The sequence below is a fragment of the Tepidibacter hydrothermalis genome (assembly GCF_029542625.1).
Classification (GTDB): domain Bacteria; phylum Bacillota; class Clostridia; order Peptostreptococcales; family Peptostreptococcaceae; genus Tepidibacter_A; species Tepidibacter_A hydrothermalis.
The window spans coordinates 3522286-3534115 of record NZ_CP120733.1 but is presented as its reverse complement, the minus strand read 5'-3'; the positions used below and the strand labels follow the sequence as shown (position 1 = coordinate 3534115).

Sequence of the window (11830 nt, the reverse complement as noted above, 5' to 3'; positions counted from 1 at the left end):
TCAAGAAGTGGGAAAACATTTTCCCAAATTCGACAAATCACAACTTTAAATGAAATACCAAATAATTAACATTAATTAGAGGGGGTTTACTTAAATGTCAAGAGAAATTTTAAGTGCTAAAGATTACATATCTAATGTTATGGAAAATGTTACAAAAAGAAATAGTGCAGAGCCTGAGTTTTTACAAGCTGTTGAAGAGGTATTAAATACTTTAGCTCCAGTTTTAGAAAAACGTCCAGAATATATAAAAGCTAACATATTAGAAAGAATAACTGAGCCAGAAAGACAAATAGTATTCAGAGTACCTTGGGTTGATGATGCAGGAAATATCCAAGTTAACCGTGGAATGAGAGTTCAATTCAACGGAGCTATAGGACCTTACAAAGGAGGACTTAGATTCCATCCTTCAGTTTACATAGGTATAATCAAATTCTTAGGATTTGAGCAAATATTCAAGAATTCATTAACTGGACTTCCAATAGGAGGAGGAAAAGGTGGATCTGATTTCGATGCTAGAGGAAAATCAGATGAAGAAATAATGAGATTCTGCCAAAGCTTCATGACTGAGCTTTACAGACATATAGGACCAGATGTAGACGTTCCAGCTGGAGATATCGGTGTTGGAGGAAGAGAAATTGGATACCTATACGGACACTACAGAAGAATAAAAGGAGTTTTCGAAAACGGAGTACTTACAGGAAAAGGACTTCCATATGGAGGAAGTTTAGTAAGACCTGAAGCTACTGGATTTGGAGTATCTTACTTCTGTAATGAAATGTTAAAGCATGTAGGAGATACTTTCGAAGGAAAGACTGTTGCAGTTTCTGGATTTGGTAATGTTGCTTGGGGAGCATGCCAAAAAGTTAGAGATCTTGGAGGAAAGGTTGTTACACTTTCTGGACCAGATGGATACATCTACGATAAAGATGGTATCGTAACTGATGAGAAGATCAATTACTTAGTAGAAATGTTAAAAGAGAACAAAGGTGCAAGAGTTAAGGATTATGCTGATAAGTTTGGATGCGAATTCATAGCTGGACAAAAGCCATGGGGACAAAAAGTTGATATCATAATGCCTTGTGCTATTCAAAATGATATTACTATAGAGCATGCTAAACAAATAGTAGCAAATGGAATTAAGTACGTTTGTGAAGGTGCTAATATGCCATGTACTAACGAAGCTGTTGAGTATTTCTTAGAGAATGGATTAATAGTTGGACCTGCTAAAGCAGCTAATGCTGGTGGAGTTGCAGTTTCTGCTCTTGAAATGTCTCAAAACAGTATGAGACTTGCTTGGACTGCAGAAGAAGTAGATGCTAAACTTCATAATATAATGATAAACATACATGCAAATGCTAAAGCTGCTGCAGAAGAGTATGGATTTGGATATAACTTAGTTGCTGGAGCTAACGTAGCTGGATTCTTAAAAGTTGCGGATGCAATGGTAGCTCAAGGAAATTACTAATAATAAAATTTAAATCAGATAGAGTAAATTTACTCTATCTGATTTTTTTTGATTTAATCATATTATATAATGATTCTAATTGTATATAAAAAAACCAAGTATAAATAGGTAGAATTTTCATTATATAATGTAATATTATGGTTTATATGGTATTATTTTAGATGGAGAAGTAGAAAAATGCAATTTATGTTATTAGGGGGATATTAATGATTAGCATAAAAAAAGAAAGAATATATGCCATTAAAATTGTATGTATATATGCCATTATTGCAAAGATATTTGTTTATACGAGTGATTATATAATAGGACATATGTTTAAAAGTATAGATAAATTTATAATGTTCAATTACATAAAATGCAATATATGTATAGTTATAACGTGTATAGGCTTTTATATTGTAATAGATAAATATATTAGAATTATTAAAAATTTAAAAAATGAAATTGAAGTAAATGATGAACAATATAAATTTGTGATAAATAATACAACAGGTGGTCTTTGGTGTTGGGATGTAGAGAAAAATCATATATTATTTCCGTATAAATGGAAAAGTATACTAGGATATAAAGATCATGAAATATCAAATTCAGAAGAAGATTGGTTTAAATTAATACATCCAGATGATTATGATTATGTATTTAAAAAAATATATGATTATATGGATAAAAAAACAGATGAATTTATAATAGAATACAGAATGAGAAAAAAAGATGGAACGTACATATGGGTACTAGATAGAGGACAAGGTATTTGGGATGAAAATGGCAGAATAATAAAATTTATGGGAACGTATACAGATATAACAGAGATGAAAGAAAGTCAGATAGAGTTAAAGCAGAGTGAAGAAAAATTTAAGGCTTTATTCCATAATGCAGGAGATGCTATTGCCCTTATACAATTGGACAATAACTGTATAAATAAGTATATAGAAGTTAATAAAAGTGCTTGCGAAAGACTTGGATATACCAAAGAAGAATTATTAAATATGACGCCATATGATATAAGAGATGATAAATCATATAATAAGTATAAAGAAGCTTTAATGAAACTAAACGAATTAAGACGTATAACATATGAAACTATTCATGTAACTAAGAATGGAACTAAAATACCAGTTGAAATAAACTGGCATCTATTCGATTTTGATAGTAAAAAAGTTATATTATCTATTGCTAGAGATATAACACAGAGAAAAGAGGCTAATGATAAGCTATTAAAGATAATAGAGGAAAATGAAGAACTATTAGAGAAAACCATTCATCATGATAGAATAAAGACTGAATTTTTTTGCAATATGTCTCATGAATTTAAAACACCTTTAAATGTAATACTTGGAACTATTCAATTATTGAATACTTACAAAAATGATGATTGCATAAAAATAAAACCTGAGAAATTTAATAAATACATAAATATGGCGAATCAAAACTGTCTTAGATTATTAAGACTTATTAATAATATTATGGACATTACAAAGCTAGAATACGATTCTTTCGAGATTAAATATAGAAATTACAATATTATCTATATAATAGAAAGTATAACTCAGTCAGTAGTAGAATTTGCAAAATTAAATGGGATAGATATAATATTCGATACCGATTTAGAGGAAAAAATAATTCTTTGTGATGCAGATATAATAGAGAGAATAATATTAAATATATTATCAAATTCTATAAAAAATACTGATAAAGGTGGATGTATATGGGTAAATATATACAATGATAATGAGGGTATACTGATAACTATAAAAGATGATGGAATAGGAATACCAAAGGATAAAATAGAAACTATATTCGATAGATTTACTCAAGTAGATGGGTCTTTAAAAAGAAAACACGAAGGAAGCGGAGTGGGACTATCTCTTGTAAAATCTTTAGTAGAAAAACATAATGGACACATATGGGTCACAAGTGAAGTGGGAATAGGCACTCAAACATTCATAAGATTTCCGTATAACAATTGTAATAATAATTATGAGATTGAGGAAGAATGTAGTTATAATAATAATTTGGTTGAAAAAATAAATATTGAATTTTCGGACATATATTCATTATAATTAAAATGAAAGCAATAAATAGTAAAGGAGGAAATAAAATGAGAGTAACTTTTATGAAGGTTGAGGATATAAACAGATTTGTAGAATTTGTATCTAAGTTAAAAGGAAAGGTATACTTGAAATCTGGAGAGTATTCTGTAAATGCAAAGTCTATGATAGGAGCTATGTATATAGTAAATGAAAATCCTGATGAAATAGTTGTAGATGTTGAGGATGAAGTAGAAGCTAAACAAGTACTGACATTTTTAATGCAGGGATCACATCTTAAAGAAGAGTAAGAAAAAGACGACTTAAAAAATTTAAGTCGTCTTTTTATATACTAAGGCTATTCCTAGCATTATACAAATTTTATATTTCTCGGGAAATATGTTTGAAAGGGGAATAAAATATGATAGATTGTCATATACACATATCACTTGATGGGGTAGATTTCAAAAAAGCTAGAGAGTTATCAAAAACAGAAGAAATAGGAAAAATTATAAGAAAAAAATTTAAAGAATATAAAAAAATGGGGATTTATGTTTTGAGAGATGGTGGAGATGATGGAGAAATATCTAGTATAGCTAGAAAAATAGCAAAGGAAGAAAAAATTATATTTAAATCTCCTGTTAAAGCTGTATATAAGGAAGGGCGATATGGTAAATTTTTAGGATCATCTGTTAGAGATGTGGATGATTTCAAAAATCTATTTGATTATTTAAAATCTCAAAAATTAGATCATTTAAAAATAGTTTTGAGTGGACTTGTTGATTTTAATAAGTATACTGATAATATAGACATATTTTTTAATAAAAAAGAACTTGAGTATATTGTAAATATATCAAAATACAATGGTATACCTGTTATGGCACATGTTAATTCATCATATGGAATTGATATGGCTATTGAGTGTGGAGTTGATACTATAGAGCATGGTTACTTTATAAAAGAGAGAGAAATTTACAAAATGGCAGAAAAAAATATTATATGGGTACCAACCTTATCTCCACTTGGAAATCTAATAAAGGGAGATAATAAATTTAAGAACTGTTCTAATGTAATAGACAGGGTGTATAAAGAACATTTGGATTCAGTAGGATTAGGTTATAGCCTGGGAGTTAAAATAGCATTAGGGAGTGATAGCGGCTGTTACAAGGTAAGACATGTGCAGGGTACATTTGATGAGGTGAATCATTTAATAAAATCTGGTATAAAAAAAGAAGATGTAATCAATATGGCTATAGAAAATGGAATAAAAGCCTGTAACTTAAATAGTGATGAAATTAAATATGTTTATCAAAATAATAAAAGATGCTTATAGATTTTATAAGCATCTTTTTGAACTATATATTTAGTATTTTTTTTATTTCATCAGCTATAATATCTAACTGCTCAGGTTTTTCAATTAAATCAACTTTGTCTATATTTACATATAATATAGGAGAATCTGTATAGCTATTTATCCAACCCTCATATCTTGAATGAAGATTTTCCCAGTATTCTCTAGGAACTCTTTTCTCCATATCTCTACCTCTTAAATTTATTCTATCTATTATAGTGTCGATAGAACCGTTTAGATATATCATAAGATTTGGCTTTTTTAAATGAGGTATCATATCGTAAAACAAATCTCTATAAGTTTCGAAGTCTCTCTTGCTCATTTTACCGTTGTCGTATAAAGATTTTGCAAATATTTCAACATCTTCATATATACTTCTATCCTGTATATTATCAAATCCATTTGATGCTATTGATTTTTGCTGTTTAAATCTTTGCGCTAGAAAATATAGTTGAAGATGGAATCCCCATTTTTCTTGATCTGTATAAAAATCATCTAAATAAGGGTTATCATCTACTTTTTCAAAGTGAGAATTTAAATTAAGCTTTTGAGATAATAGCTTTGTTATAGTAGACTTACCTGCTCCTACATTTCCAGCTACAGTTATAAATATGTTTTCATTGTCATTTCTAGGTATTAATGAAGTGTTGTTATTTATAAGTGTTAACATTAGATGCCTCCTAAATTTTTAATGCTATTTTTTACTTGTTCGATAATCCATTCTCTATCCTTCTGGCAGTTTATAAAATCCATGTTTGTATTATCTACATTTATTATAATTGGAGTTTTCTCGCCAAAATAGTGTTTTAAAGATCTTTCATTAAAATAGTACTCGTATTCTTCTCTTAGGTTGTCTATATAATTTCTATCCATTTGTCTTTCGAAGTTTCGATCTCTAAGAGCTATTTTTTTCATTAAAGTATCTGTGTTAGAGTTTAGGTGAATTATTATATCTGATTGAGGTAGTTCATTAACAAAGATATCATAAACTTGCTTGTATTTATGGAATTGCTTTTTATTAAGTGTAAGACCTGCAAATATTAAGTTTTTAATTATATTGTAATCACTGATTACCATAGTACCTTTTTTTAGTGAATCCTCGATATCTTCTAGTTGTTTTACTCTGTTAAAGAAAAAGAATGATTCTGTTTGAAGAGCATATTCTTTAATGTTTGTATAAAACTGTGATAAAAAAGGGTTTTCTTCAACTATTTCTCTTAAAGAAAATGAATTGAAGTGGGAGTTTAGTATATTAGATAATGTAGTTTTTCCAACTCCTATAGGTCCTTCTATAGAAATGAAAAGTCCTCTTTTGGTATTTGTCATTATTAAAATCACCTTCTAAAAAATAATATGTATAATATTGTATCAAAAAAATAGTGTTAGTTCCACAATAGTAGAGTAAAAATTATATTCTAAATTATAACATATTATAATTTGCTGTAGTTTATTGTTAAATTATAAAAAAATTATATACACATGTATAATCCCTATAAGCAAGCTTTAATTGAATTTCAATGAAAAAAATGGTAAAATAGTTCTAGTGAGAAGTAGGAAGGGTGAAGAAATGAAGATATTAATTGTAGATGATGCGACTTTCATGAGAAATTTTCTATTTGATAATATGCAAAAATTTGGATTTGAAGTTATTGGAGAAGCTTGTAATGGAAAAGAAGCTGTTCAAAAATATATACAATTACAGCCTGATATAGTTACAATGGATATAACTATGCCAAAAATGAATGGTATAGAAGCATTGAAAGAAATAATAAAAATTGATGAAGATGCAAAAGTTGTAATGATATCTGATATAGGTCAACATGATAAGATTATAGAAGCTATAAAAAATGGAGCGACAGACTTTATAATAAAGCCTGTACACCCCGATAGACTAAAGGAATCATTAGAAAAGGTTTTAGTATAAATAATTAAACAATACTACAGATTTCATCTCGCTGTACCATATTTTTATACATATAATTGGCAGACTCTATTATGTTAAATGCAAGAGCTGCTCCACTTCCCTCACCGAGACGCATATCCATATAAAGCATAGGTTCTAGTTTTAGAAGCTCAAGAGCTTTACTTGTAGCTTTTTCTTTTGAAAAATGAGATGCAATCATATATTCTTTAGTTGTATTATTAAGATTGTATGCTATAATAGCAGCGGCATAAGAAATGAAACCGTCTAATACAACGGGTATATTATTACTACTTGCACTTAGTATAACACCGGCCATAGCACCTATTTCAAAACCACCTATTTTAGATAGAACATCTATAGGATCTTCTTTGATAGGGTTATTGATATGTATGGCTTTTTTTATTGTATTTGCTTTTTTTATTATAGAATCACTATTAAGTCCTGAACCCATTCCCGTAACATCTAAAGGATCTAAATCTGTAAATACAGATATTATAGCACTAGTTGCTGATGTATTACCTATTCCCATCTCTCCTATTCCTAGTACCGTATATCCCTCATTTATGAGTTTGTTGGATAATTCAATACCTATTTCCAGCGAACGAATAGCTTCATCGTATGTCATTGCAGGACCTTTTGCCATATTAGAAGTTCCTTTTCTTATTTTGTAATCTAAAACCCCATCTATTAAATCATCACAGTTTATACCAACATCGACTGCAACTACATCTGCATTTGCGCTTTTAGCTAGACAACCGACTCCACTAACTCCTTTTACGAAATTAGGAATTTGAAGTCTGGTGATTTCTTGAGGATCTGGAGCAACACCTTCTTCATAAATACCGTGATCAGCTGCAAATGCTAGTATAGCTTTTTTAGAAGTATCAAAATTTATCTTTCTATATATTCCAGATAGTTGTACACATATATCTTCTAATTTTCCAAGACTTCCTATAGGTTTAAAAAAACTATCCAGTCTTTGTTGAGCTAAATCCATATATTTTCTCTCAACGTTGCTTATAGAATTAATTGTTTCGTTTAAAAGTTTCATATTTTGATTTTCCCCCTTTTTATTTATAACACAATTATATAATTTTGAATCTATAGATAACATTGATTAAAGAGTTAAACTTGCAACTATTTTTGAGCAACGGAGCCCGTAGGACTCGTTGGCGACATGAGCTATGCGTTAGCATAAAGCGAATTTTATACAATTTAAAAAGTCCATATCTTTAATTTTTGGCATCAAAAATTAAAGATATGGACTTTACCTTCATCCTTATCAACTATGCAAGGTAGGTCTCCTGACTTTGCTTCAGCGCTATATTCTCCTTCCCAGAATGAACCAGTGGATATATGGATATAGCTTCACATTACAGTGGTGGGTCCGTTTAGGCTTTTAACCTAATTCCCTATTATCCTATTAAAGGCACCTTACACTGACTAATATATTCTACGTATTATAGTAAAATTCCTTTTTTATTCTTAAGGAAATTATATCATTTTTGAGTAATATAAATTTAAAGGACTCAATGAGTTAAAAATGACTCATTGAGTCTTTTAAATTAAAAGATTGAATCAAAAAAGACTCATATTGATTTTTATATAAAACAAAGTTATTTGAAATGATTATTTGGTTTTATTGTATAATTTAGTAAGTTAAATGATTTGAATTAAAAAATATTTAAAAAATTCGAAAAAATTATATTTTGGCATAAACATTGCTAAAATATAAGGAATAAGGGAAACGTATGTTAAAAGGTATATAATAGAATTATTAAAAATAGATACTCGTAGATTATTGAGGTGACTTGAATATGGATAATAAGGAAAATAAATTAGAAAATAAGTTAACTTATGAAATATTAAAAAAGATTTTAGATAATGCTTTCGATGAAATTTTTGTTTATGACAATAATTATCGTGTTATTTATGTAAATAGAGCATGTGAGAGACATTATGGGATGAAACCGTGCGAAATAATTGGAAAAACATTCTATGAACTATTAGATCTTAAATGTTGGTATCCATCTGTGCTACCTATTATATATAAAGAAAAAAGAAGAATGACTATTGAACAAAAATCATATTTAGGTGAAACTATAATAACTACTGCAGTACCAATATTTGATAAAAATAGAGAGATTGAACTTGTAGTAATGAGTGTTAGAGATAAAACACATGAAATAGATTTAGCTAGAAAAAAGTTGGAAGAAGGTTTATCAAATTATGATAAAACAGATGAATTTGAAGATAATATTATTGAATTTATAGAGAATAAGATTATATCAAGAAGTGAAGAAATGAAAAAAATAATTCAGCTATCAGAGAGGGTTTCTAAAGTAGATTCAACTATATTGATAAGAGGAGAATCGGGTACCGGTAAGGGGGTTTTAGTAAAACATATTCATAAAAAAAGTAATCGGAAAAATAGGAATTTATTAACTATTAACTGTGCTGCTATTCCAGAAGATTTGTTAGAATCAGAATTATTTGGTTATGTAAAAGGAGCTTTTACTGGAGCAAGTGACACAGGAAAAGTTGGGTTAGTCGAACTTGCTGATAAGGGAACTGTATTTCTAGATGAAATTGGAGAACTGTCTTTAAGGCTTCAAGCAAAGCTTTTACATGTAATTCAGGACAAAAAGTTTACTCCAATAGGAGGAAGAGAAGCAAAGAAAGTTGATATAAGAATAATAGCAGCTACAAATCGTGATTTAATGGAAATGGTAGAAGATAAGAAATTTAGAGCCGATTTATATTGGAGATTAAATGTAATTGAAATTGAAATACCTCCATTAAGAGAAAGGCATGAAGATATTATTGCTTTGAGTAATTATTTTTTGAATAAATTTAATGATAGATACAAGTATACTTGTTCTCTATCAGAGAAATGTTTAGAATTTTTTGTTACTTACAGTTGGCCAGGGAATGTCAGGCAACTAGAAAATATAATTGAGCGTCTAGTAGTTACATCTTCAAAATCTATAATAACAATTTCTGATTTACCTCAAATGTTTTTTGAAGAACCAAAATCAAAAAATGATAATTATTTCCCTAAGTCTTTTGATTTAGCAAAAGAAAAATTTGAAAAAGAGTTAATAACTAAAACATATAAAGAATTTAAAACTTCTAGAAAAGTGGCAGAAGTTTTAGATATAAGTCAGTCAAAAGCAACTAGGCTTATACGAAAATATTGTCCTTAAAAAAGTACAGCTATAAGCTGTACTTTTTTTATGTATTAAAAGAATATTTAGAGTTGAAAATGACGATTTGAGTCAAAAATGATTTGAATTTGTAGGAAAAAATAAAAATATATATCTTTATAACCTAGCAAAACTAATAAAGTTAAACTTGGCACGATTATTGCTAATTATAAATAATTGTAGAGATAAAAAAGTGCAAGTAATCGCTTTTTGATTATAAATCAATAATTGAAAGGAGGGTTAATAATACTGTTTAGTTTTTAAAAGTAAAAATATAAAAGAGGTGTAATAATTGAAAAAAGCAATAATAAAACATTCAAGTGATAATGTGGCTACTGCTTTAGAAAATATTGAGGCAAACGAAAAAGTACAAATTCTTTCTGATAAAACTAAAGTTTTAGATGTAATTACATCTATTGATCCAATACCGTTTGGTAATAAGATTGCAATTTGTAATATAGAAACGGATATAGAAATTACTAAATGTGGATATTCAATTGGAAAAAGTTCAAAACAAATTCAAAAAGGGAAATTAGTACATGTTCACAATGTAAGAAGCGAAAGAATTAATTTTCCAGATACTATAATAGATGAAATTGTTAGACAAATGGGACTTGAAGAAAAAGGAATAACAGTGGATTAGGTGGTTTTAACTGAAAGGAGTACAGATTATGGAATTCAATGGATATGTAAGACAAGATGGAACTGTAGGAATTAGAAATAATATTTTAATTATTGCTGTAGATGAATGCATGGATGGGATTGCAAGAAAAATATCTGAGAAAATAGAAAACTCAATAGTTCTTACAAATCACTATACTTGCATGTTGGGTGGAAATGAAGAAACTTTAAGTAATATTATAAATGCTGCATGTAATCCTAATGTTGCTGGTGCTTTGGTTTTGGCAATGGGATGTGGGAGTATTGATCCAGAAATTGTAGCTGATCCTATAAATAAAACTGGAAGATTAGCTAAATCATTAACATGTATAAAAAATGGTGGAACGAAGAAAACGATTACACAAGGAATTGAACTAGCGAAAGAAATAGAGGTCTTTTCAAAAACTTTTAAACGTCAACCAGTAGATATTTCAAAATTAGTTGTTGGTGTTAAATGCGGTGGATCAGATACAAGTTCTGGTATTGCTTCAAATCCAAGTGTAGGAAAAGCAGCAGATTTATTAGTAGACAAAGGTGCAATAGTTATAGCAGGTGAATTAATGGAACTTGTTGGTTGTGAAGATATATTATGCAAAAGAGCAGTAAATGATGAAATTGCAAAAAAAATAAGAACTCTAATTTCAAATGAAGAAAAAAGATGGGGAGTAGGTTCAGACACTGAAATAATGAGTATTGGAAATAGTGTAGGAGGACTTACAACTATTGAAGAAAAATCATTAGGTGCACTTAATAAGATAGGTTCAAAACCAATTCAAGGAATACTTGAGTTTAATCAGCAAGGTCATGAAAAGCCTACAAAACCAGGAATGTATCTATCAGATGTAACAATGCTTTGTGGGGGATCTGGAATGCATTTTGCAGCAGCTGGAGCTCAACTTATTTTATGGACAAGTGGAGGAGCAGGGTTTAACAATTCAATAGTACCAGTTATAAGAGTTAGTGGAAATGAAGATTTAATAAATGAAGATATAGATATTGATGCAACTAGAATTATGAAAGGTTTAGAATCATCAGATGAAGTTGGAAAAAGAATTTTAGATAGAATAATTGAAGTTTCAAATGGAGAAAAAACTAATATTGAAGATATAGGTTATTCTTATTGTACTCTTTATCAAAAAGATATAAGGCTTGAACAGTGTTTGGGATTAAGATAGATAAAATAGTTTTGATTTGAGT

General features: G+C 28.9%; 11 protein-coding genes and 1 riboswitch. Of the genes, 8 read left to right on the top strand and 3 right to left on the bottom strand.

Annotation, left to right across the window (positions count from 1 at the left end; all coding sequences use genetic code 11):
• The first annotated feature begins 94 nt into the window (after positions 1–94).
• The 4 genes from gdhA (at position 95) to P4S50_RS16675 (ending at position 4825) form a co-directional block, all read left to right on the top strand.
• Positions 95–1465 carry an NADP-specific glutamate dehydrogenase gene (gdhA, locus tag P4S50_RS16690; protein WP_277731970.1) on the top strand — a complete coding sequence of 457 codons (1371 nt, stop codon included), beginning with the start codon at positions 95–97 and terminating at the stop codon, positions 1463–1465.
• A 206-nt stretch (positions 1466–1671) separates the two neighbouring features.
• The gene (locus P4S50_RS16685) at positions 1672–3525 is read left to right on the top strand and encodes a sensor histidine kinase (RefSeq protein ID WP_277731969.1); all 1854 of its coding nucleotides are present in this window, start codon (positions 1672–1674) and stop codon (positions 3523–3525) included.
• A 38-nt stretch (positions 3526–3563) separates the two neighbouring features.
• Positions 3564–3803, top strand: coding sequence for an HPr family phosphocarrier protein (locus P4S50_RS16680; RefSeq protein ID WP_277731968.1), 240 nt, complete (start codon positions 3564–3566; stop codon positions 3801–3803).
• Between the two features lie 110 nt (positions 3804–3913).
• A complete protein-coding gene (locus P4S50_RS16675; protein ID WP_277731967.1) occupies positions 3914–4825 on the top strand; it encodes an amidohydrolase family protein in 912 nt (303 codons plus the stop codon).
• 22 nt (positions 4826–4847) lie between these two features.
• On the opposite strand, the gene P4S50_RS16670 is transcribed toward P4S50_RS16675, so the two are convergent.
• Positions 4848–5513 (bottom strand): deoxynucleoside kinase, encoded by a 666-nt coding sequence (locus tag P4S50_RS16670; RefSeq protein ID WP_277731966.1) that lies wholly within the window; start codon positions 5511–5513, stop codon positions 4848–4850.
• Positions 5513–6169: a deoxynucleoside kinase gene (locus tag P4S50_RS16665; RefSeq protein ID WP_277731965.1), complete on the bottom strand. Its 657-nt coding sequence runs from the start codon at positions 6167–6169 to the stop codon at positions 5513–5515. The genes P4S50_RS16670 and P4S50_RS16665 overlap by 1 nt, the downstream gene beginning before the upstream one ends.
• Before the next feature lie 241 nt (positions 6170–6410).
• On the opposite strand from P4S50_RS16665, the gene P4S50_RS16660 reads away from it, so the two are divergent.
• Positions 6411–6767: a response regulator gene (locus P4S50_RS16660; protein WP_277731964.1), complete on the top strand. Its 357-nt coding sequence runs from the start codon at positions 6411–6413 to the stop codon at positions 6765–6767.
• Positions 6768–6771: 4 nt separating this feature from the next.
• Here the strand turns inward: P4S50_RS16660 and cobT are convergent, their stop codons facing one another.
• Positions 6772–7818, bottom strand: a complete 1047-nt coding sequence (gene cobT, locus P4S50_RS16655) for a nicotinate-nucleotide--dimethylbenzimidazole phosphoribosyltransferase (RefSeq protein WP_277731963.1) — start codon at positions 7816–7818, stop codon at positions 6772–6774.
• Positions 7819–8044: 226 nt separating this feature from the next.
• Positions 8045–8219, bottom strand: a riboswitch (cobalamin riboswitch).
• Between the two features lie 365 nt (positions 8220–8584).
• Here cobT and P4S50_RS16650 point away from each other — a divergent pair.
• From P4S50_RS16650 to P4S50_RS16640, 3 genes are all read left to right on the top strand, one after another.
• On the top strand, positions 8585–9973 hold the full coding sequence (locus tag P4S50_RS16650) for a sigma-54 interaction domain-containing protein (RefSeq protein WP_277731962.1): 1389 nt from the start codon (positions 8585–8587) through the stop codon (positions 9971–9973).
• A gap of 292 nt (positions 9974–10265) precedes the next feature.
• Positions 10266–10616: a UxaA family hydrolase gene (locus P4S50_RS16645; RefSeq protein WP_277731961.1), complete on the top strand. Its 351-nt coding sequence runs from the start codon at positions 10266–10268 to the stop codon at positions 10614–10616.
• A gap of 28 nt (positions 10617–10644) precedes the next feature.
• Positions 10645–11808: a UxaA family hydrolase gene (locus P4S50_RS16640; protein WP_277731960.1), complete on the top strand. Its 1164-nt coding sequence runs from the start codon at positions 10645–10647 to the stop codon at positions 11806–11808.
• The last annotated feature ends 22 nt before the right edge of the window (positions 11809–11830 follow it).